This is a genomic window from Priestia sp. SB1 (assembly GCF_038898415.1).
In genome coordinates, this window is record NZ_JBBJSS010000003.1 from 804,168 (window position 1) to 827,444 (window position 23,277).

At 37.6% G+C, this 23,277-nt stretch carries 22 protein-coding genes and 1 other annotated feature; of the genes, 3 read left to right on the forward strand and 19 right to left on the reverse strand.

Going from position 1 to position 23,277, the window contains the following annotated elements; all coding sequences use genetic code 11:
- Nucleotides 1–94: 94 nt before the first annotated feature.
- The 3 genes from WKH56_RS14600 to mecA form a co-directional block, all read right to left on the reverse strand.
- Nucleotides 95–1,276 (reverse strand): competence protein CoiA, encoded by a 1,182-nt coding sequence (locus WKH56_RS14600; protein WP_221833209.1) that lies wholly within the window; start codon nt 1,274–1,276, stop codon nt 95–97.
- Nucleotides 1,277–1,395: 119 nt separating this feature from the next.
- A complete protein-coding gene (gene cls / locus WKH56_RS14605) occupies nt 1,396–2,913 on the reverse strand; it encodes a cardiolipin synthase (protein WP_025749882.1) in 1,518 nt (505 codons plus the stop codon).
- A 214-nt stretch (nt 2,914–3,127) separates the two neighbouring features.
- Nucleotides 3,128–3,808 (reverse strand): adaptor protein MecA, encoded by a 681-nt coding sequence (gene mecA / locus WKH56_RS14610; RefSeq protein ID WP_013055427.1) that lies wholly within the window; start codon nt 3,806–3,808, stop codon nt 3,128–3,130.
- Between the two features lie 360 nt (nt 3,809–4,168).
- Between mecA and WKH56_RS14615 the strand changes: the two genes are divergently transcribed.
- Nucleotides 4,169–4,834: a TerC family protein gene (locus WKH56_RS14615; protein ID WP_221833211.1), complete on the forward strand. Its 666-nt coding sequence runs from the start codon at nt 4,169–4,171 to the stop codon at nt 4,832–4,834.
- 96 nt (nt 4,835–4,930) lie between these two features.
- On the opposite strand, the gene madM is transcribed toward WKH56_RS14615, so the two are convergent.
- From madM to WKH56_RS14645, 6 genes are all read right to left on the reverse strand, one after another.
- Nucleotides 4,931–5,692: a malonate transporter subunit MadM gene (gene madM, locus WKH56_RS14620; RefSeq protein WP_028412358.1), complete on the reverse strand. Its 762-nt coding sequence runs from the start codon at nt 5,690–5,692 to the stop codon at nt 4,931–4,933.
- Nucleotides 5,689–6,102: a malonate transporter subunit MadL gene (madL, locus tag WKH56_RS14625; protein ID WP_028412359.1), complete on the reverse strand. Its 414-nt coding sequence runs from the start codon at nt 6,100–6,102 to the stop codon at nt 5,689–5,691. The genes madM and madL overlap by 4 nt, the downstream gene beginning before the upstream one ends.
- Before the next feature lie 195 nt (nt 6,103–6,297).
- Nucleotides 6,298–7,194 carry a LysR family transcriptional regulator gene (locus WKH56_RS14630; protein WP_048021985.1) on the reverse strand — a complete coding sequence of 299 codons (897 nt, stop codon included), beginning with the start codon at nt 7,192–7,194 and terminating at the stop codon, nt 6,298–6,300.
- 201 nt (nt 7,195–7,395) lie between these two features.
- Nucleotides 7,396–7,794, reverse strand: coding sequence for a transcriptional regulator SpxA (spxA, locus tag WKH56_RS14635; protein WP_013055422.1), 399 nt, complete (start codon nt 7,792–7,794; stop codon nt 7,396–7,398).
- A 420-nt stretch (nt 7,795–8,214) separates the two neighbouring features.
- The gene (locus tag WKH56_RS14640) at nt 8,215–9,618 is read right to left on the reverse strand and encodes an amino acid permease (RefSeq protein ID WP_047751651.1); all 1,404 of its coding nucleotides are present in this window, start codon (nt 9,616–9,618) and stop codon (nt 8,215–8,217) included.
- A 487-nt stretch (nt 9,619–10,105) separates the two neighbouring features.
- Complete coding sequence (locus WKH56_RS14645; protein WP_028412362.1) at nt 10,106–11,470, reverse strand: amino acid permease; 1,365 nt, start codon at nt 11,468–11,470, stop codon at nt 10,106–10,108.
- Nucleotides 11,471–11,901: 431 nt separating this feature from the next.
- On the opposite strand from WKH56_RS14645, the gene WKH56_RS14650 reads away from it, so the two are divergent.
- Nucleotides 11,902–12,477, forward strand: coding sequence for a GNAT family N-acetyltransferase (locus WKH56_RS14650; protein WP_310884197.1), 576 nt, complete (start codon nt 11,902–11,904; stop codon nt 12,475–12,477).
- 279 nt (nt 12,478–12,756) lie between these two features.
- Here the strand turns inward: WKH56_RS14650 and WKH56_RS14655 are convergent, their stop codons facing one another.
- The 6 genes from WKH56_RS14655 to WKH56_RS14680 all read right to left on the reverse strand — a co-directional run bounded on the left by WKH56_RS14655 (nt 12,757) and on the right by WKH56_RS14680 (nt 19,074).
- Nucleotides 12,757–13,674: an ABC transporter ATP-binding protein gene (locus WKH56_RS14655; protein ID WP_310884196.1), complete on the reverse strand. Its 918-nt coding sequence runs from the start codon at nt 13,672–13,674 to the stop codon at nt 12,757–12,759.
- A gap of 1 nt (nt 13,675) precedes the next feature.
- Nucleotides 13,676–14,746, reverse strand: a complete 1,071-nt coding sequence (locus WKH56_RS14660; RefSeq protein ID WP_028407470.1) for an ABC transporter ATP-binding protein — start codon at nt 14,744–14,746, stop codon at nt 13,676–13,678.
- A 14-nt stretch (nt 14,747–14,760) separates the two neighbouring features.
- On the reverse strand, nt 14,761–15,687 hold the full coding sequence (locus tag WKH56_RS14665; RefSeq protein WP_014461585.1) for an ABC transporter permease: 927 nt from the start codon (nt 15,685–15,687) through the stop codon (nt 14,761–14,763).
- 2 nt (nt 15,688–15,689) lie between these two features.
- Entirely contained in the window at nt 15,690–16,625 is a 936-nt protein-coding gene (locus WKH56_RS14670; RefSeq protein ID WP_013055415.1) for an ABC transporter permease, read from the reverse strand.
- Between the two features lie 97 nt (nt 16,626–16,722).
- Nucleotides 16,723–18,369 (reverse strand): peptide ABC transporter substrate-binding protein, encoded by a 1,647-nt coding sequence (locus WKH56_RS14675; RefSeq protein ID WP_048021975.1) that lies wholly within the window; start codon nt 18,367–18,369, stop codon nt 16,723–16,725.
- A gap of 468 nt (nt 18,370–18,837) precedes the next feature.
- A complete protein-coding gene (locus WKH56_RS14680) occupies nt 18,838–19,074 on the reverse strand; it encodes a hypothetical protein (protein WP_232217002.1) in 237 nt (78 codons plus the stop codon).
- Nucleotides 19,036–19,240 (forward strand) — a binding site (T-box leader). It overlaps the preceding gene by 39 nt.
- Before the next feature lie 76 nt (nt 19,241–19,316).
- Here WKH56_RS14680 and trpS point away from each other — a divergent pair.
- Nucleotides 19,317–20,306 carry a tryptophan--tRNA ligase gene (trpS, locus tag WKH56_RS14685; protein ID WP_028412367.1) on the forward strand — a complete coding sequence of 330 codons (990 nt, stop codon included), beginning with the start codon at nt 19,317–19,319 and terminating at the stop codon, nt 20,304–20,306.
- A gap of 29 nt (nt 20,307–20,335) precedes the next feature.
- Here trpS and WKH56_RS14690 read toward each other — a convergent pair whose 3' ends face one another.
- The 4 genes from WKH56_RS14690 to opp4B form a co-directional block, all read right to left on the reverse strand.
- Nucleotides 20,336–21,085, reverse strand: a complete 750-nt coding sequence (locus tag WKH56_RS14690; protein ID WP_028412368.1) for a YjbA family protein — start codon at nt 21,083–21,085, stop codon at nt 20,336–20,338.
- 28 nt (nt 21,086–21,113) lie between these two features.
- The gene (locus WKH56_RS14695; protein ID WP_155017005.1) at nt 21,114–21,272 is read right to left on the reverse strand and encodes a hypothetical protein; all 159 of its coding nucleotides are present in this window, start codon (nt 21,270–21,272) and stop codon (nt 21,114–21,116) included.
- Between the two features lie 112 nt (nt 21,273–21,384).
- Nucleotides 21,385–22,299 (reverse strand): oligopeptide ABC transporter permease, encoded by a 915-nt coding sequence (gene opp4C / locus WKH56_RS14700; RefSeq protein WP_013081753.1) that lies wholly within the window; start codon nt 22,297–22,299, stop codon nt 21,385–21,387.
- A gap of 11 nt (nt 22,300–22,310) precedes the next feature.
- Nucleotides 22,311–23,276 carry an oligopeptide ABC transporter permease gene (opp4B, locus tag WKH56_RS14705; RefSeq protein WP_063248141.1) on the reverse strand — a complete coding sequence of 322 codons (966 nt, stop codon included), beginning with the start codon at nt 23,274–23,276 and terminating at the stop codon, nt 22,311–22,313.
- Nucleotide 23,277: the final 1 nt, after the last annotated feature.

Here is a 23,277-nt window from a genome sequence, read left to right on the forward strand (position 1 = left end):
CTTTCGTTATTGTATGTTGTTTTAAAAGAATTAATCAAAAGTCAGTACGCTTTTGAAAAAAGGATTCTTTCTTAAGCGTACTGATTTTCAGTGGTTATGTCACTTCTTTTGCTTGATTTAACCACTTTTTCATCATCTGTCCATCTTCTAAAAAAGCATCGGATGTTTGCTTTGGAATCGTATAAGGTCTTCTGATTTTGTATAACCCAGAAGTTATAGACGTTAGTATCCCTAACCGGCATAATACCTCTATATACTCAAACAAGGGCTGTTCCACAACAACAGGGGCCATCGGCAAAGACCGAAACACAATATGCCTCTGATGAATTCTGTAGAGCCATAGCCTGCATAACTCTTTTTCTGTAACTAAATCCCCTAGCTGCTTCTGCTGCATTAAATCAAGAAGCAGCCACGTTTGCCATATAGTAGCAGACGTTTCAATCATGTATAAAGAAGGCAGCGGCATGCCCGCTTCTGCTGGAATATGAGAAGGAGGAATATTGTTTTCATAAAGAGCGTGTAAAAAAGGCTGAAGCTTCTGATTAGGATAGAGGATATAATGCGTTCTCCATGCCTTCTTTTTCTTTACCCATGAAGAGAAAAATTGAGGCTGTGTATGTGTAGAAAAAAGATCATGAAAGGTATGCTCGTGAGGAGAGAGCACGACAAGCTGTGCATAACAAATTTGAGATGAAAAAGGCATAAGATGTTCAAGTTTCAACAGCTGATTAGTAGAAGGTGAAAAATAAAGAAGTGTGGGCGTATAATCGGAAAGAGTGAGAAACTGCCACTCTTGAAAAGAAAGTTGATACATATAAGTGGATAAGCGTTTCATTCTTTTTGCCCCCATAATCCAAAGAGGCATATAATTTCCTTTCTCATAATGAATAGAACGTTTGGTTAGCACTGAGGAAGATAAGGACGCACATTGAAATTCGATTGCATATTTTTGCGAAGGGGTATCTATAAGAAGATCTGGACGCTGCATAATGTCAGGAAGGTAACTTTCTAACTCGACTTCAAGATGAGAACTAAACCAGTGAAACAGCTTTCGCTTTCCGTCAAGATGATAATCTGTTTCACCTTCATGCTGAGCGACGCACGTTTTTTTCAGGTGAGCAAAATGAGGGATTTTTTTTGTACCTACCTTTAACTGTACAGGGGATTGACAAGAGGGACAGTAGAACTGCTTTTCTTTTTTCCACAGCTTAAGCTGTTCAAGCGAAAAGCGCTGAGCTAGTGAAATGAGGCCTTCTTCTGTTCGGGCAACTAACAATCGTACATTTCTCCTTCCTATAGTAGCGAGCTATATCCTTGTATTCGACACCTTTCTACTAAACCCTTTTCTTTCAGAAAAAAACCACATTGCAGCATACGCAATGTGGTTTACAGCGATTATAATAGCGGTGAAAGCAAACGAGCTGTTGATTCAAACAGCCGCTGTATAAATGGCCGCTTTTCAAAGTCTTTAAAGTGAAGCTCACTCGTTTCTTCTAAATCTTGCATATATTCATATACGAGCTTTTGGGTACTAGCTGTGCGATATAAAAAAGCATTTACTTCAAAATTCAGATGAAAGCTTCTCATATCCATGTTAGCTGTTCCAATAGAGGCAATTTCTCTATCAACAATCACAATCTTGCTGTGCATAAATCCTTTTTTATACTCGTAAATTTTCACACCTGCTTCTAGCAGCTCAGGAAAATAAGAGCGTGATGCATGAAAAACAATTTTTTTATCGGGCTTCTGAGGTACAAGAAGCCTTACATCTATACCGCTTAAAGCAGCTACTTTGAGAGAAGTAAAAATATCTTCATCAGGTATGAAGTAAGGAGAAGCAATCCAAATGGACTCTTTCGCAGACGTAATCATCGAAAAAAATAAGTGTTTAATAATTTCCCACTCACGGTCTGGTCCGCCGGCAATCATTTGAACACCGCCGCACTTTTCCATATCAATGTCAATTAAATCCGGCGATAGATACGTTTGAGTAAGCATCGTCTGTCCTGTCATATAATACCAGTCTTGCAAGAAAATAAGCTGTAATGAACGGACTGCCTCACCCTTCACCATCAAATGAGTATCTCTCCAAAAGCCAAAATGCCGACTTTTTCCGAGATATTCATCACCAATGTTCAAACCTCCTACAAATCCAATTGTTCCATCAATGACTACAATTTTACGATGATTACGGAAGTTGATTTTATTATTGAGAAATGGAAGTCTCACCGGCAAAAACGGAATCATTTCTACGCCCGCGTTTCTTAACTCATGAATATAATGCGGTGAAAGCTGAAAACTGCCCACGGCATCATACAAGAAACGTACATAAACTCCTTCTTGTACTTTCTGAATTAAAATATCTTTAATTTGTTCTCCTAAGTGATCATGTCGTACGATGTAATACTCTAAATGGATATGATGCCTTGCATGCTTTAAAGATTCCATAATTTCGTGAAATGTCTCTTTTCCATTCGTCAATGCGCGCGTATCTGAAGAAAAAGAAATGGGACTCTTGCCAAGCCTCACGGCTAGTTTCAGCATTTGCTTCCTACTGGTGCCCAACTGTTCAAAGTGATTTTCTAATATACCAGAATCTCTTTCCATCTTTAAAAGCACCTGTTCATCCAGCTTTGCTTTTTTAGCAAATAAACGCCGTTTTCGCGTATTGCGTCCAAATAACAAATAAAAAAAGAACCCTATTACTGGAAAACCGCCTAATACTACGAGCCACGTTAGCGTTTGAGTTGGATGACGGTTTTCTAATGAAATAACAAGACCGATGAAAACAACACTAATCGTAATTAAGATACTTAGCACGCCAATAAATTTACCGTCCCAATACCCTTTTGTAAAATAAAGCAAGGCAATAATACCAACAACAAAAATTAAAAGCTGTAATCTATTTTTCAACTTGTTTTCACCTATCCTAAAACCAATCTTTCATCATTCATAACAGGTCTCTATACTGTTATTATCCTCAAACTTGGTATTTTAACACTACACTTTCCCGTGTAGGAACCAGCCGCCTGCTTTTTCTACCTATACTGTTCGATATGAGCGGAGAGCTTTTCCAAAAAAGAGGACAAAACAAAGACCGATTTCATATACATGAAATCGGCTGCTATTATCGTAAAGGAAAATACTGTTTTACTTGTTCAAGTGCATTTTCACTGATTAATTCTTTTCCATATTCCATTAAACGATGAACTGTTACATTTGATTCATTTGCATATTCTAAAATGATACTTAAAATGTTATCAATTTCAGCTACAAAGTCTTCATCATCTGTAAACTCAACGTATAAATAATATTTCCCTTCAAACACGTACATGCTGTTGATGATATCATCTAACTCTAAATGGTGACTTAAGGAAATTAAATGTTCTAAGTCTTGAAAGCGTGCGACGAACTGTAGCCCTTCGTCTTCTATAATTTCTTCTTCAAAATCAGCTTTTTTATTTTGATTCGCTTGATGATCAAGCAACGCTTCAATTTTTCCATCTACAGGGATATCGATTTTATCATTTTCACCAACAGGTACTTCGAACTTTTGACCGTCTTTTGAAACTTGTGCTCTTGTTACGATAACCTCTAGCCCCTTCTCAAGCGCATGTACTTGAATCCAAAGAGGACCTTCTGCTACAAACTCTTCTTCTTGATGAATTTCGTCCATCATCTCCCAGAATAGCTCTTCACTGCGCTCACGGCTAAACCAAATTTCATTGCGATCAAATCCACGTTCTTCAATATCTACGTAAGTGACAAAGAATTTTACTGTGTTTTCATTAATGCGTTCGATTTCCATTATCATCTCTCCCTTCGGAAAAATCAGTGAAGGTAATCCGGCCATTTCGAACATTACCCCTAAACGATGAAGGGACTATTTTACCCCCGTGTTAAAGCAATATTACATGTACTTTCTCACTTTGTAAAGCATTCTAACTTGGGATATACAAGCATACACTATTTGAGTGAACCTTGTATATCTATTTTATGACAAAATGCGAAAGAAAGGAAATAAAAAATACTCTGACAACTCATAGCCACCTTACACCTTACTTTGTTATATACATAATCTCTTTACCCTATGAACGCTTTTTGTTAAAAATGAACACAGATAAAGCAATATGAGCTACTTATCCTTACATATTGGGAGGGAAGACTATTGGATTTAGAATTAATAACCTCCATTCTTCTTATTATCGGTATCGATATTGTATTAGGTGGAGACAACGCTATTGTTATTGCCTTAGCAAGCCGCAATTTACCTGAACATCAACGAAATAAAGCTATTTTTTTAGGGACTGGCTTAGCTGTGATCGTTCGCATTGTACTTACTATTTTAGCTGTTTATTTACTAACTATTCCTTACTTGCAGCTCATCGGCGGTTTTTTATTAGTGATCATTGCCTTTAAGCTTCTTGTATCAGAAGGTGACGATGCATCTTCAATTCGTGCAGGTTTGACGTTAGGCGCCGCTGTGAGAACAATTGTATTTGCTGATATTGTAATGGGACTAGATAATGTAATAGCTGTGGCAGGCGCAGCTCATGGAAATATTATCTTGGTTGTCACGGGACTACTCGTATCCGTCCCTATTATTGTTTGGGGAAGCAAGCTCATTTTGTATTTGATGGAACGGTTTCCCCTGCTTGTTTACGGCGGAGCAGCTATTTTAGCTTATACTGCTGGAAATATGATTGGACATGAAAAAAACTTACATTCATTCTTTGCAGACCATACATCTCTAGGAACATTTATTCCGTTTATAACAATTGCTGTTGTGCTGATAAGCGGCATGGCTGTTAATAGCTTTCGTTCAACTAAATGATAAAGAAAAGGCCATACTAAACATTTTTATTTAGTATGGCCTTTTCTTTAGTTTAATGAGCACAGCAGTCTTTTATTCATAAAACACTTTGTACACTTAAAAAATAATCTCTGTGAGTAAAAAAAGAATAGATGGTACGAGCAAGCAACCAAGACCTGTATAAAATGTAGCTGTCATGGCTCCGTAAGGTACAAGTTTTACATCTGTCGCCGCTAAACCAGCTGCCACACCGCTCGTCGTCCCCATAACTCCTCCATAGATCATTGCTGTACGAGGGTTGTTTAATTTGATTTTCTTAGCAAATACCGGTGTCAAAATCATAACTGAAATGGATTTAATTAATCCTACAGCTATACTTAACGCGATAATATCAGAAGAGGCTCCAATCGCAGTTCCAGAAACCGGTCCCACAATATAGGTCACAGCCCCTCCTCCGATTGTAGTCAAAGCAACGGGATCTCTATACCCAAAACAAAGAGCAATAATTACACCTAGTACAAAGGAATAGAAAACTCCAAAAAACAAAGCCGTAATCCCGCTGATTCCCGTTTTTTTGACTTCGCTAAAATTGGCGCCGAACGCCGTAGCAATAATGGCAAAATCTCGCAGCATCCCCCCGCCCATTAAACCAATTCCTGAAAATAACTGTATATCAGAAATCCCTTTTTCTCCTCCTGTATTCACTCCACCGATATAAGCAAGAATTAATCCAAACATAATAGCAATAGCAGATCCGTGAACTCTTCCTTTTGTTAATTTATCTGATAAAAAATAAGCAATATACATGACAATTCCAATAATAGCAAATGCCGTAATCAGTCCGTTATTTTCTAATCCTTCTTTAATCATATTCATCATTTTATCTGCTCCTTAGGTAAAATAGAAAGCTCTATTTCTTGTTCCTTCACCTTCGCTTTCTCTCCTATTCTGCTGATAAATGGTATGGATAAAAAGCCTACTACGACTACTACCACCCCTGCAAGAATCGCCATGCCTCCTCCATCAAGAGCAGCTACAACATTTTGCTGTGCAGACATCGCTACCACGATAGGAATATAAATTCCTCCCCAAAAAGCAATGCCTTCTTCGGATTTTACTTGGAGCTTATTTTTCTTCTTTAAATAATCCACCGCTAGTACAAGAAGAAGCATGGATACCCCTACTCCTCCAACGTTGGCTTCTACTCCCATCAGCCCTCCTAATGCGTCCCCTACAATTACCCCTATCAACATGCAAATAGACAGCAGCGCTACACCGAAGATTATCATATTAATTCCTCCCCAACCCATTATTGAAAGCGTTTACTTTATGGTTTAAAAATAGTGTAAAGGAAAAAAGTTGAATAACCTATGCATTTTTAGTTATATACTTATATCAAAAATGACATAATGCAGTTTTTCTCTACTGTTCATTTTAGATTTATTCGAAAAAGAAATAAAAATCATGACATTTAGTCATGATTCTTATATGTATTCATGAGGCATATCGGAGGGTAAATGTTTAAAATAATCAATCACAAACTGTCTGAAGATTTGTTGTAAATCCGTCACGTAGCCTCCATTGTTCCAAGCTAAAAAGATTGTACGTTCAAATGTTTCTTCTTCAATTTTTAGCAGTTTTACATCTTTTCCTGTAGAACCTCCCCACGTCACTTCAGGAATAAAACCTATTCCTTGCTTTGCTCTAATCAAACCTCTCACTGTTGCTGGATCATCGCTTTCAAACGTAATTTGAGGTACAAAATTCTGTTCCTTACAAATCGCATCCGTTATTTTTCTTAGCTCTTTCCCTTTCTTTAGCACAATGAATTTTTCATTTTTAAGTTCATTTAACTTTACACGTGATTGCTTGGCTAAATGATGATCAAGAGGGACTGCAAGCAAAATCGATTCACGAAGTAAAGGAGTATGTTCGATATGACGGGTTGTTAATGGAAAAGCTGAAATACATAAATCAAAATCAGGCTGTGAATAGCTATTAGTCAAATGCTGCATTAGCCGAAAACGCACCTGAGGATATTGCTCACGAAACCTGCTTAATAGCTCTGGAAGTAAATGTGAACTAGCTAACACAACAAGACGAATTTCTTCACATGGATCGTTCGACATATCCTTTAGCTCATGCTTTGCGTCTTCTAATGTTTTTAAAGCACGTTCTACTTTGGAACAGAACGCTTTACCGTACCGATTTAATTTAATGTATTTACCGTTTCGATCAAACAAACGAATGCCTAGCTCTTTTTCCAACTGTGAAATCGTTTTGCTGAGCGCAGGCTGAGATACGTATAGCTCTTCAGCCGCTTTGCTGATATGTTCTAGTCTAGCAACTACTTGGAAATATTTTAGCTGTAAAAGCTCCAATCCGTTCACCACCACTTTTATATGCTTAATTACTCTCTTTCTTTATTAATTACATATATACTTCATTTTCCCTGCTATTTCGACAAAAAATAAGCAGCAGAGGCCATTTGGCTCCCTGCTGCTTATTTTCTATATACCAACTTCAAGCAAACGTTACTTGGTTGGTTTCGTATTTAAATCTTAAACAGACAAATATAAAAATTAACCATTCACAAGTCTTTGAGCTTCGCGAAGTTGGAAAGTACGCACTTTACGTGGTAAGAAACGACGGATCTCGTCTTCATTATAACCAACTTGTAGACGTTTTTCATCAATGATAATCGGACGGCGCAATAAGCCAGGATTTTGCTGAATTAATTCATACAAATCTTGTAAAGGCATAGCGTCTACCTGAACGTCTAGTTTTTGGAAAGTTTTCGAACGTGTTGAAATGATTTCATCTGTTCCATCTTCTGTCATACGTAAAATTTCTTTAATCTCATCGATTGATAACGGCTCTGAAAAGATATTACGCTCTGTATATCCAATATCATTTTCCTCTAACCAAGCTTTCGCTTTACGACAAGATGTACAACTTGGTGATGTATATAATGTAACCATTTACTCCTTCACTCCTTCTATCATAATCGGTCATAACATTCAAAACATGAACTGTAAATCATGTTGTTTTATACAAACTTCAACGAGTGTAAATATTTAATGACTGATAATGAAAATCGATACTACTTTATAATTACTTTTAAAAAATAATATCTATTTGCATTATACTATAAACTTCATCGGAATGATATACTTTTTAAAGTGAACTAGTACATTAGTTCGTTCCTTCACTGTCATTATTTTCATTACCGATTTTCTTCATTATTTATTTACCACACTACTATTACGAATAAACCTGTAGATTAGTTTCATTTTTTTTTATTATTTTTTTCTTTCACAAATTCCTCGAACTTTTCAGTCACTAAAAAAGCCTTGCAGAAGAAATGACGTTTCTGCAAAGCTTTTGAGATAATCTCTTATTTATTTAATAGCTGATGTGCTTTTTCCTCGTCTCATTAAGATAGGATACAGTAAAAGCCCGATTACAAATAAGCCAATACCTAGGAAAAATGTTTTTAAATCAGCTGTCCCTGTCTTAATCACCCATAGCGAATAAATAAGTGCTAACGAAGCAATAATTCCGTCTTTTACTCGCGATCCTTTAATCGTGTCGTACGTCTCACCCGTCACAATAAGCTTTAATTGATAAACTGTCGTCACGAAATAAGGAACTAAATAGGCAAGAGTAGCTACAACGATAGCGAAATTATAGGCTTGCGAAACTGTGCCTGAAATAGTCGCAAACAAAAACAACTGTGTTAAGCCATTTGTTAATGTTAGTGAGCGGGCTGGACTATTGTTCTGATTCGTTTTAGCAAACCACTGTGGAAACAACCCTGATTTTGCTGCTTGATAAGGAACTTCTGCACTAACAACAATCCATCCAACAGTAGAACCTAATAAAGATATAAGTGCTAAAATGGCCATTACGTAAGCACCTTTATGTCCAATAACCATTTCTAACGTATCTACCAAAGGCTTTTGAGACTGCTGAAGCTGAGCTGTCGAAAGAATCCCCATAGCTAGAAGCGTAATCCCCACATAGATAACCATTGAGATTAATAATCCAAGCAGCGTTGCTTTCTTTACTACTTTTTGTGATTTTGCACGATTAGATAACAGTACAGCTGATTCAATTCCGATAAATGCCCACAGCGTAGCAATGGCTGCTCCATTGACCTGACTTCCTAATCCTACATTTATACCCTTTGAATTAACAAATTCTGTACTGACGAGGTTGGATGCGCTAAATAGCGATAGCGCCACAACAATAAATAAACCGAATCCAATAATTTTAGCTGCCGTTGTGATAAAGTTAATATTACCGGCGCTATTGATATCTCGCTGCAAAATAGCTTGAATTCCCCATAATACAACAGAACATACTAAAAACGTAATAAATTTCCCAGCTTCTAATTGAAAATCTCCGACTGAAAATAAAATATCCTTACTCTCCATTACTGGAAAGAACGTTGTTAAATATCCCGCAAACGATATGATGACAGATGCTGTTGCAGCCCAGTTTGCTGCCCAATAACCCCAAGCCATGCTATACCCAGCTACTTTACCTGCTTTAGGCGATGAAAAAAGGTTCGCTGCATAACTTTGAGGCCCTCCTTTTAATTCAGGCTTTCTCATAACTAAGTTCCCGAACACAAGAGCAATCATGAACACGCCAAGACCTGTTGCAATCCAAGCAAGTGTTGAACCAATTGGACTTGATACGTTTGCTAAATTAGAAGGAAGCATAAATACTCCGCCGCCTACCATATTACCAACTACAAAGGCTGTTAAAAACCAAAGTCCCCATTTTTTGTCTTTCATTTGCTGTGTCTCCTTTTGCCTTCTAAAAGCTTAAACTTTTGACATAGAAAGCTCGATGCTAATCTATTAAAACATAGAAATTATTTATTTCTTCATTTGTTTAACAATATAATATATTAGCACACTAAAGCGAAAAGTGAAATAATAAATCCTTCATTTTCTTTTGGAAAAAAATGCGGCTGAGACATAACTCCATTCATCTATAGATGAACAGAAGGGATATATGAGCTCGTGTGGATTGCGCTTGTGACACCGCTGTTCATTTCCATGCAAGACTTCGCTTTCCGCGGGCGGCCGGTGAGCCTGTCTCGCTTTTCCCGCAGAAGTCTTCGCCTTGTCCTCCAATCAACAGCTAGAAGCCCCTACATACAGTAAACCTACGTTCACCCTACAAATAAAAAAATCCGAACGCGTTAGATTCTTAATCAAGAATTCAACGCGTTCGGATTTCCCTTCAACAAAAATAAGTTTGTCTCAGCCTTATTTTTTATCTTTTATGAAAACCTTTTGAATAGTAAATAATAACCAACAAAATAAACCATATCGGACCTACAATAAGGGCTATTCTTGTATCAGAGGAGAAACCCATCACCACTACTACCCCCGCTAAGAAAGCAAGAGCGAGATACGACGTATACGGGAAAAACGGAAGCTTATATTTTAAATCACTTACCTGCTGATCGCTTAATCCTCTGCGGAAGCGAATTTGAGAAAGTAAAATAATGCCCCATGTCCAAATCGCTCCAATAGTCGCGATACTTGTCACCCACGTGAACACCTTATCAGGAACAACATAGTTTAAGCCAACTCCGAGTAGCAGTACAACAGCTGAAGCAATAACCGCTGCACCAGGCACGCCGCCTTTTGTTAAATTGGCATAGCGTTTTGGTGCTTCCCCGTGCTGAGCTAAATTAAATAACATACGGCCTGTACTAAAAATCCCACTGTTACAAGAAGATAAAGCCGCTGTTAACACTACAAAGTTTATAATCCCTGCTGCAGCGGGAATTCCAGCTTTATCAAATGTTAAAACAAATGGGCTTCCTTGTGTTCCGATCTCTGGCCAAGGATAAATAGACATAATAACAAACAAAGCTCCGATGTAAAAAATCAAAATTCTCCACAGTACATTATCAATTGCTTTTGTTAACGTCTTTTCCGGATTTTTCACCTCTCCTGCTGTTACCCCAATCATTTCAATACCAAGGTAAGCAAACATAACCATTTGAAGTGATAGAAGAACACCTTTCATACCATTCGGGAAAAAGCCACCGTGATTCCATAAATTACTGATTCCTGTTGCAATGCCGCCATTTCCAATTCCAAAAATAATCATGCCTAGACCAAGCACAATCATAAGGATAATCGTTACTACTTTAATAAGAGAAAACCAAAACTCTAGTTCACCATATGCTTTTACAGCTAAAAAGTTAACGCCTGTCATGATAACGAGCGCTGCAAGTGCCCATATCCACTGGGGCACACCCGGGAACCAAAAATCCATATATACTCCAACGGCTGTAATTTCAGCCATACATGTAATAATCCACATAAACCAGTAGTTCCAGCCTGTTAAATAACCAGCTAGTGGTCCCAAATAATCGTTAGCATACTTACTAAAAGAACCGGCTACTGGATTTTGTACTGCCATTTCACCTAACGCTCTCATAATAAAAAACATAATAAGACCACTGATTCCATACATGATAAGAATACCAGGACCTGCTAACCGAATAGCGGATGCAGAACCTAAAAACAGTCCAACTCCGATAGCTGCGCCTAAAGACATTAAGCTAATATGTCTTTCCTCAAGTCCACGGCTTAATTCTTTTTCTTGCGTGTTCCCTTGCATAATTCTCTCTCCTAACATGTCCATTTCATTTAATAGCGGCTAATTAACTTATTTTTCAAACAAATAATTCTAGGCAGTGTATGTACTAAAAATCTGATAATGCAAGTTCCACACCTGCATTTTTACCGCTATCACATCTATAAAATACAATATTAAAAAAACTTCACTTTGTTCATTTTATCAAAAATCACAAAAAATGCGATAGTTTTTTGTGATTTTCACAAATAAACTTACAATAAAAATATAATAAAAACCATTTTTCACATTATATGTTCTTATTCTGCTATAATTTTCTAAATATTAAGAATAATAAATCTATTATTTTTCCTTATTTTCAATTATAGATGCTTACTTTTCCCTAAAAAGGGTAAAGATAAGATAACTAAACACTATTATGAACATCATCATGAAAAGATCAGTAGGAGGGTGCTATGAATTGGTATCAAAAACTAAGTCAATATTTTCCCATTGAAGAAATGAAATCAAAGAAGCATATCGAAACGCTTTTACAAGAACGCAGCGATATTTATCATAAGAATGAAGGACCTCATCACGTATTAATGTACGTGGAAACAGACCAATTTATCTTTGTTGATTACCTCTTTGTTTCAAAAGACGCTAGAGGTCAAGGGCTTGGCGGTAAATTAATTGATGAGTTAAAACAACATAACAAACCAATTATCCTAGAAGTAGAGCCTATAGACTATAAAGATTCAGACTCAGCAAAAAGACTGCATTTTTATAAACGTGCAGACTTTAAGCATGCTCAAACAATCGGCTATAACCGCCGCTCATTAGCTACAAATGAAGTTAATCAGATGGAAATTCTATACTGGTCTCCTACCTCTGAAACAGAGGAAAGCATTTTAAATAAAATGAAAAAAACGTACGAGTTAATTCATACTTACAAAGACAAAGAAATATATGGTGCGTCTTATCAGCCGGCAGATCAAGTATTAAAAATTGACAAAAATCGTAAAGACGGCGATATCTTAGCAGATTTATAAAAAGAAGGTAGGCATACGTCTACCTTCTTTTATATTTTTGAATTATTATTCAACACACAACATTATTAATCACTTATATTCCTTTAGTTATAAGGTTTTAACATAGATATTTTGTCTTAAATATAAAATTCTGAAAATTTTAATAGTATTTTCTAATCCTGTATTGTATAATACCTGTAAAGCGCTAATGTCACTTGTTCTTACATGTTTTTTCCAATTTAAAGTTTAGCGTTCTTTGATAACTAAATAAAAAACGACCTCGTTGTGAGATCGTTTTTGTTAGGTTGTATATGCGGCAAACTCTGCTTGAGAACAAGACACGTAGTGACCTGGAGATACTTCTCTAAGCTCCGGTTCTTCACCGTTATAATCATGGATACTTGGATCATAAATTTTGCGCTGACGCGTTTTTTCACTGTCAGGATCGGGAAGCGGAATAGCTGAAAGCAACGCTTTTGTATATGGATGAACAGGGTTTCGATAAAGTTCATCACTTGGTGCAAGCTCTACAATCTTACCTCTGTACATAACGCCGATGCGGTCACTAATGTATTTTACCATTGACAAATCATGGGCGATAAATAAATAGGTTAGTCCACGTTCACGCTGTAACTTCTTCATTAAGTTAACAACTTGAGCTTGTATAGATACATCCAAAGCTGAGATTGGTTCATCTGCGATGATAAAATCAGGTTCTACTGCCAGTGCTCTTGCGATACCGATACGCTGACGCTGGCCGCCACTAAACTCATGTGGATAGCGATTTGCATGTTCTTTGTTGAGCCCCACTGTTTCAAGAAGCTCGTGAACCTTTGCCATACGCTCTTTTCTCGTCTTAGCTAAACCATGGATGTCAATGCCTTCTGCTATGATATCTGCTACGGTCATACGAGGGTTAAGTGACGCATATGGATCTTGGAAAATCATTTGCATTTTACGATTGAATTTTTTAAGCTCCGAGCGAGATTTGCGACCATGTACATTTTCGCCATCAAATAGCACTTCACCGCTAGTAGCGTCATATAAACGAATAATCGTTCTGCCTGTCGTTGACTTTCCGCAACCAGATTCACCTACAAGACCTAACGTCTCTCCGCGGAAGATGTCAAACGACAGACCATCAACCGCTTTAATTGTTCCTTTACTTGTGAAAAAATGTTGCTTTAAGCCTTTAATCTCTAATAATTTATCTGTCATGTTATTCACCATCCTTCGCTACGAGTACAGGTGTACTGTATACATTATCAACTTTACGCATGCGGCGCTGAACTGAAGCAGGCGGCTCTACTTTTGGTGCATCCGGATGTAAGAGCCATGTTTTTGCATAGTGCGTATCCGATATTTTGAACATTGGAGGTTCTTGCTCAAAATCAATTTTCATTGCGTACGGATTTCGCGCTGCAAATGCATCTCCCTTTGGAGGATTCGTTAAATCTGGCGGCGTTCCAGGAATAGCAGCCAGCTCTTCTTCCGCCTCGTTATCTAAGCTTGGCATAGAAGCTAAAAGTCCCCACGTATACGGATGTTTTGGGTCGTAAAACACTTCATCCACTGTGCCCGTTTCAACAATTTGACCAGCGTACATAACGGCTACTCGATCTGCTACATTTGCTACTACACCAAGATCATGGGTGATAAAGATAATAGATGTATCCGTTTTTTTCTGAATGTCTTTCATCAACTCTAAAATTTGAGCTTGAATTGTTACATCAAGCGCCGTTGTTGGTTCATCAGCAATCAGTAATTTCGGATTAGAAGCAAGAGCCATCGCAATGACAACACGCTGTCTCATCCCTCCGCTGAATTCATGCGGATATTGATTCACACGCTGTTCTGGAAAAGGAATGCCTACAAGCGTTAATAACTCGACTGCACGTTTTTTCGCTTCCGCTTTAGATACTTTGGAATGCTTGATTACGACTTCACCAATTTGAGCTCCAACCTTCATTGTTGGATTTAAAGAAGTCATCGGATCTTGGAAAATCATACCGATATCCTTACCGCGAATAGCTTCCATTTCTTTATCCGTTTTCTTTGCTAAATCAATGCCGTCAAACAGCATTTCACCGCTTTTAATTCGGCCAGGAGGCATCGGGATAAGGCGCATGATTGTTTGTGAAGTTACACTTTTACCAGATCCTGACTCACCAACAATTGCTAGCGTTTCACCTTTATTTAAGTGGAAGTTAACGCCGCGAACAGCTTGAACTTCTCCGCCATATGTTTTAAATGATACAGCTAAATTTTTTACTTCTAATAAACGTGACATATGAGTTCACTTCCTTACTTACGTAGTTTTGGATCTAACGCATCTCGTAATCCATCACCAATTACGTTGAACGCTAAGATTGTTAAACAGATAAACAAACCTGGGAAAAATAAGCGCCAAGGATAGTATTCCAAAGCAGGTAAGCCTTCTGAAGCCATTGTTCCCCAGCTTGCAAGCGGTGCCGGAACGCCTAGTCCCAAGTAGCTTAAAAATGCTTCTGTAAAGATTGCTGAAGGAATCGTTAGTGTCATTGTTACTAAAATTGGACCTGTTGCATTCGGAATAAGATGTTTAAATAAAATACGCTTTGTTGTTGCTCCTAATGTTTGTGAAGCCATTACGTACTCTTGGTTTTTCAACTGCAATACTTGTCCACGTACAATACGAGCCATGTTAATCCAGCCGGTAATGGTCATCGCCAAGATCATCGTACCTAACCCTTGGCCAAGCATAACCATTAAAATAATAACCAGTAAAAGGTAAGGAACACCATATAAGATATCCGCAACACGCATCATTGTTTCATCCGTACGGCCGCCGCGGTATCCAGAGATGCTTCCCCAAACTACGCCGATGAATAAATCAATTAAAGCTGCTGCTAACCCGATAAATAATGAAATACGAGCGCCTTCCCACGTACGAGCAAAAACATCACGCCCTAATTCATCTGTACCGAACCAGTGCTCAGAAGATGGAGCCTGATTAGCATTCAGCAAATCATTGGTTGCATAATCATATTTCACCATCAATGGACCAAATATAGCCATAAAAACAAGGAGAACCATTAGTACTACACCAAACATAGCAAGCTTATTTTTGCGAAAACGAATAAAAACATCTTGCCAGAATGAAAGACTCGGTTTTTCAATCTTTTCTGCCTGAGCGTGGTCAATCCCTGCTGTTTCAAACATTTCTTTAGGAATTTTCGGAAGTTGCTGCATAGTTACTCTCCTTTCTTAGCACCTGTAAGTTTAATTCGAGGGTCAATGAAGCCGTATGCAATATCTACAAGCAAGATACAAAAAAGTAGTAAAATACTGTAGAACACCGTTACGCCCATAATCGTTGTATAATCTCGGTTTGAGATACTGAGTACAAAGTGTGAACCTAATCCCGGGATACCAAATATTTTTTCAATAACAAAGCTACCCGTTAAAATCCCTGCTACTAAAGGTCCCATATAGGATACGACTGGAAGCATCGCATTTCGCATGGCGTGCTTAACTGTAATAACGCCTCTGCTTAAACCTTTTGCTTTCGCTGTACGAATATAATCATTGCTTAATACTTCAAGCATACTCGACCGAGTTAATCGTGCGATAAACGCCATAGGGGTTGAAGCAAGCGCGAGAGCTGGTAACACCGTGTGTGCCCAAGATTCCCAGCGTGCAACCGGAAAAATTTGTAGTTTCATAGCCAGAACGTATTGTAATACCGCTGCCATGATAAAACTTGGAACTGAGATTCCTAGAACTGCAATAACCATCGCCGTGTAATCTTGCCACTTATTATGTTTTAAAGCAGCAATAACGCCTAGTACTACGCCAATAGCAATCGCTATTAAAATAGCTTCCATCCCTAGCATGAATGAAACAGGGAATCCGCCGTTAATCAAATCATTTACCGTTTGGCCTTTATATTTGAAAGATGGACCAAAATCCCACTTTAAAATTGATGTTAAGTAATCAAAGTACTGATGGTACCAAGGCTGATCTAAACCGTAATACTGATTTAGATTTTTTTGAATTTCAGGGGGAAGCTGCTTTTCTGATGTGAATGGACCTCCTGGAACAGCACGCATTAAGAAAAAGGTCGCTGTTACGATCAGCCATAATGATAGAAACATATAAATAAGTCGTTTTCCTATATATTTGAACACCCTGACACACCTCCATATTTTTACAAAATTCGCGCACAAGAAAGAAAAGTATATGGAGCACCAGGCCCCATATACCCTTTGTCATAATTGATGTTACTTACTCAAAATGAGCCCACTTAATCTGAATGTCTCCAAGACCAGACATCACAACATCTTTCAGCTGCTTGTCTTGTACCCAAGCATTTGTGTAGAAGTAGATTGGTGCCACTGGCATTTCATCCATGAAGATACCTTCTGCTTTTTTCAACATTGCCTGACGTTTTTTAGGGTCTGTTTCTTTTTGAGAGTCAATTAATAACTTTTTATATTCTGGATTTTCCCAGTTTGTATCATTGTTTCCGCCTTTTTTGTCACGGAATAACTCTAGGAAGTTGATTGGATCGTTAAAGTCTCCTAACCAGCCCATACGCCCAACTTGATAATCTCCTTGGTGTAACTTTTCAATGTAAACAGCCCACTCAGAGTTGTCTAACTGTACTTTAATACCAAGGTTTTTCTTCCACATATCTTGAACAGCTTGTGCAATTTTTGCATGTTTTTCATCCGTGTTGTATGAAACCTTAATTGCTGGTAGTTCTGAAGCATCTTTAAGGCCCATTTCTTTCAAGCCTTTTTCTAAATATTCTTTTGCTTTTTTCACATCATTGTCTTTGAAGTAGCCTTTTTTGTTATCTTCAAACATTGTTGGTGGTACAGCCGCCATCGCTGGAACTGAACCGTCTTTTGTAATTTGTTCTGTAATACCTTTACGATCAATTGCATAAGCTAATGCTTTACGAATATTCACATTGTCTAAAGGTTTTTGTTCTGTATTAAACTTGTACCAGTAAGTACCTGCAATCTCTTGAATGTTTAATGAACCGTCTTTCTTTAATTCAGGAAGTGCATCAGCTGGTAATTGACCGGTAGGCATACCCGCCCAGTCTAATTCACCGTTTTTGAACATTGAAAGCTCAGTGTTGTTATCATTGATCATGTACATTTCAACTTTTTTAAGTTTTACAGCATCTTTATCCCAATAGTTTTCATTAGGAACTAACTCAATTTTGTCATTATGTTTCCAAGCTTTAAGCTTGAAAGGACCGTTTGACGTATAGTTTTCGCCTGCATTTGTGTACCATTTTTCATTTGATTCAGCAATTTTCGTATTCACTGGGAAGTACGTATAGAAAGCTGTTAATTCTAAGAAATATGGCGTTGGGTTTTCTAATGTTACCTCAAGCGTTTTATCATCTGTTGCTTTAACCGCAACGTCATCTAATGAACCTTTTCCTTCATTAGCAGCCTGTGCATTTTTAACATAGTATAATTGATATGCATATTGAGATTCGTTTTTAGGATCTAACGCCCATTTCCATGCATATTCGAAATCTTTTGCTGTTACAGGGTCACCGTTTGACCATTTTGCATCGTCGCGAATCGTAAACGTATATTTAGTTTGATCATCGCTGACCTTTACATCTTTCGCCATGGCATTTTCAGGTTTTCCATCTTTACCAATACGAGTTAAACCTTCAAATGTTTGTAATAATACGTTTGATGACGTTGAATCATTAGCTAAGCCTGGGTTCAGTGAGAAAGGCTCAGTTTTAATGTTTACGCGAAGCTCTTGCTCTTTTTTCTTGTCGCCGCCATCACTGCTAGCATTTTCACTGCCACCAGATTCTTTGTTAAATCCACATGCAGCTAAAAACAAGCTCATGACAAGCAGCAAACTGAAAAGAATTGACAACCTTTTCTTCATTGCGTGTTACCCCCTATTAAATTTTGTTTGTGTGGCAACCATATTTTTTTGATATACACTAATTTCTTAATCCTCTTTCAATACAAAATAATCAGTTATTTTTTCACGTAGTAGAGCGTTAAAGACCTCACTGCAAAATTATTCTTCTACCCTATGAAACTGTCATCAATTGTTTACATGCTGTAAATCCAATGTATGCGCTTAATATGTAGAAGACTCATTCATTACAAAATTCGCTAATTGAAACAAAACATTGGCTATTTTGTTTTTTCTGAAAAATTAAGAAATTGTAATACCTTTGTAAAAAATATGTTTGTTACGCCTATTATAAATATTTTAAAAATTTATTGCAATACTATTATTTAATGGTATTTTTTTGTTATGAGGGAAAAAACCTTATCTTATAAGGATTGTGCCTACTTGTCAGACGTCTAAAATCTTTTTTGTAGTATAGGTATTACAATAGTATTACAAAGGCATTAGAAATACTAAATAAAAGATTTTTACCAAATCCTCCACCAAATTTTCATCAAGAAATGCTTTAATTAAAAGGTTCTTGTCTTTTTTTGCCGAAGAAAAATTCCAGTAAATTGTCTTATAAAACTTTTTAGCGATAAGATGTTTAAATTCCTGCTTTTTCGCGTTATAATAACGAATAACTATATAATTAAAGCTGTGAAAAAGAGTAGTATGCAGAATTTTCATTTTTAGAGAGTTTGTGGCTGGTGAGAACAAACATTGAAACCTGCAGAATGGACTTTGGAGCTTTCAAGTGCAAAGCTTGAACGTTGATCTCAACGTTACATGAATAAAGATAGTTCACAATAATGTGTGCTAATTAGGGTGGCAACGCGGTCCATTCGCCCCTAGCTTATGCTAGGAGCGGATGGGCCTTTTTATGTTGTATACGTAAACTAGCATCATATATGTGCAGATGAAAGGAAGATTTGATGAAAACAATTTTTTCAGGTATTCAACCAAGCGGTACAATCACTTTAGGTAACTACATTGGAGCGATGAAGCAATTTGTTGAACTTCAACATGACTATAACTGTCATTTTTGTATTGTAGATCAGCATGCAATTACAGCGCCTCAAGACCGTTTAGCACTTCGTAAAAACATTCGCAGCCTTGCTGCTCTGTATGTAGCAGTAGGAATTGATCCAGCAAAATCAACTTTATTTATTCAATCAGAAGTGCCCGCCCACACGGAAGCAGGATGGATGTTACAGTGCGTAGCGTATATCGGTGAACTTGAGCGTATGACTCAGTTTAAAGATAAGTCCGCTGGAAAAGAAGCAGTATCAGCAGGATTATTAACTTATCCTCCACTAATGGCAGCTGATATTCTTTTATACAACACCGATTTGGTTCCAGTTGGTGAAGATCAAAAGCAGCATTTAGAATTAACGCGTGACTTAGCTGAGCGCTTTAACAAAAAATACAATGATATCTTCACTATTCCTGAAGTACGTATTCCAAAAGTGGGCGCACGCGTCATGTCTCTTCAAGATCCTACGAAAAAAATGAGCAAGTCCGATCCAAACCAAAAAGCTTTTATTACGCTCTTGGATGACGCTAAAACGATTGAAAAGAAAATCAAAAGTGCCGTAACGGATTCAGAAGGTATTGTTCGCTACGATAAAGAAAATAAGCCAGGTATTTCAAACTTATTAAGCATTTATTCAATCCTAGCAAATAAATCAATCGAAGACATTGAAGCAATGTACGAAGGCAAAGGTTATGGTGACTTTAAAGCTGACACAGCTAAAGTAGTAGCTGAAGCACTTGCTCCAATTCAAGAAAGATATTATGAATTAGTTGATTCTAGCGAGTTAGATGATATTTTAGATCAAGGTGCCGATAAAGCAAATGCAACGGCTAATAAAATGCTTCGCAAAATGCGAAACGCAATGGGAATTGGCCGTAAACGTTAAAAAAAAACGACTGCTATGCAGTCGTTTTTTTAATTCACTTTTGGCTCTTGTTCAATTTCCCAAAGTTTTTCAAAGAAAGGTTGTCCTTTTACTAAGCGCTCGCATAATAATTTATGTTTCGGTGACCACCCTGACTTCGTTTCATCGTATAGCTGATTCCATACGTCTTGAAACGGCATCTCTTGAATGTCTTCGTATTTCGTTGGATTCCACTCTGTGTACCAGTAGCGGATTTGAGCTGTATTTTTTGTTGTATGTAGCTGATCAAGTGCCATAAATAACAGCTGTTTTAGCTGACGTTCTTTACGTGTTAGCCCTCTCATCGTTTCAGGAGACGGCGAAAGAATATGATGCTCTTTTTTAGTTAGCTCGTCTTCACTGAACTTATATTCTAGCTCTTCTTGATCCGCAATCATCTCATAAACTAACTGTTCTTGTCTTGGAATTAAGCGGCTTTTTCGAATTGGGATATGATAGCCCATCGTATCAATTGCTAAAATATTCGTTCCATCTGTAACAATAAAACAATATTCAACCTGCGTGCGCTCATGATTTTTCCGAATGTATGCTTTCTGATAGACATCTTGTAGTAGTTGTTGAGGTAGCTCGGAAAGATCATTTTCAATGTAATGAAATAAAAGCGGATTTACTTTTAATAACGGTGCTTGATCGAGCAGTTCTACACAATCGTCTTTTCTCCACTCATGGAAATGACACACATTATAACCGTTTTCTTCGCCTTCAAACCAATTAACCCATACATCATGAAGATATAGCATAATTTACCCCTCACTTACTATCTGTTTGTTATCCATCAGTATAGGCAGAGAAAGGAATTTTTATTCCAAATGATGTTATTTTTCTAAAAATTAATTGTAAAATACCTTCGTTTTTGGTTATTATGCAAATGCACTTATTTCGAAGCTCAGACATAACGCCAGTGCTAATGATTGCTACAGGCTTCATGAACTATATCCACCCCTATAAGCAGAAAAAATCCGAGTTTCTTCTATAATAATAGGTTTGTCAGGAGGTCTGACAAACCTAAAAAAATCTATCACACTTTTGTGATAGATTTTTAACGAAGAGATTTTGGATTTAAAGCATCTTTTAATCCTTCACCAATGAAGTTGATAGCCAGGATCGTAAATGTAATAGCTAAACCTGGCGGAACCCACATCCAAGGCTTATTCTGCAGCACATCTGATTCCCTTGCTTCTGTCAGCATATTCCCCCAGCTCGGCGTATCAGCCGGCACGCCAAAACCGATAAAGCTAATCGCTGACTCAAACACGATAAGGATGGCCATCTGCAAACTGGCTTGAACCACAATCGTTGAAAACACATTTGGCAGCAAATGTTTGAAGATGATTTTAAACGGGCTGCACCCAATGGAAACAGCTGAAAGCACATATTCATTTTCTTTTTCAGCCAAGACTTTGCTTCGCACCAGCCGGGCCGTACTTCCCCAGCTTAGGAAACTAACAACTAGGATGAGCGTCCAAACGCCTGAGATTTTTCCAATTAGAATTGTATTTAACACTACAACAAAAACAATGAGCGGAAAGTTTAAGACAAAGTCTGTAAAACGCATTAAGAATTGGTCCACTTTGCCTCCGTAATAACCCGCAATCGAACCAATAAGAGTTCCGATTAAAATAACGAGTGTTGTACAAGCAACTCCAATCAGTAACGAAGTTCTTCCTCCATACAATGTACGTGCAAATACGTCTCGACCATTTGTATCCGTTCCAAACCAATGCTCACTGGAAGGCGCTGCATTCATCGCCATATAGTCGATACGTGTAATATCTGCTTTTGTAAGCAGAGGTGCAAAAATAGCAAGAAGCGTAATCACAATCATGAAAGCCAAACTTATCATGGCTAGTTTATTTTTTACAAACTTCTTTCGCGCAATCGCCCATGGAGAAAGGTTTTTAGGAGCTTTCATATTCACTTCTGGCTGTACATCTTTTTTCGTTACAATTTCCATACTTTCTCCTCCTAATCCAAACGAATACGCGGATCTGCTACGCCGTATAACAAATCAGCAACCAGATTCCCAACTAGTGTTAAAATTGAAAACAGCATTGTAAGCGACATCATAACTGAGTAGTCACGAGTTGCTACAGAGTCAACAAACAACTTTCCGATTCCTGGATACGTAAAGATTGTCTCTGTAATGATAGAACCGCTAATGATTGTTACAAGATCAAACCCTAAAAACGTAATAAGCGGAATCATTGAGTTGCGTAAGATATGAACATTATAAATTTTAGATTCTTTTGTTCCTTTTGCTCTAGCTGTGCGCACAAAATCTTTGCGACTGTTTTCAATAATATCATTGCGCAAAAATTGGGTATACTGCGCGGTCGACATCAAGCCAAGAATCAGTGCAGGTAATATAACGTGATGAATTCTACTTTGAATAAATTCCCATGATCCCTCTTTTAATCCTACTTCAACAGAACCGCTAAACGGAAACCAGCCTAACTGAAAGGAAAATAAATAAATGCCTACGATCCCTGCGATAAACGATGGAACCGCTAATGCAAAGTAATTATATCCTGCAATAAAGTTATCTGCTAAGGTATACGGTTTTCTTCCTGCATACATACCTAAAATAAATGCAAACACATACGTAATCAAAAGCGAAGTCAAAGCTAAAAAGATCGTATTAGGCATACGCTCTAAAATAATATCTAATGTCGGTAACTTATGAGTTGTTGACTTTCCTAAATCTCCTTGTGCCACTCCCTTTACCCAGTTCCAATATTGAACGTAGATAGGATCGTTATATCCTAGCTTATCACGCATTGCCTCAATGTATTTTGGATCTGTATTACTGGGGTTGATTTCTCCCCCAAAAGGGTCCCCTGGCATCATTTTTGCCAGGGAAAACACAACAAAGGAGATCAGAATCAACATTGGAATCATCCCTAAAATACGTCTTAGTGAGTATTGCAGCATC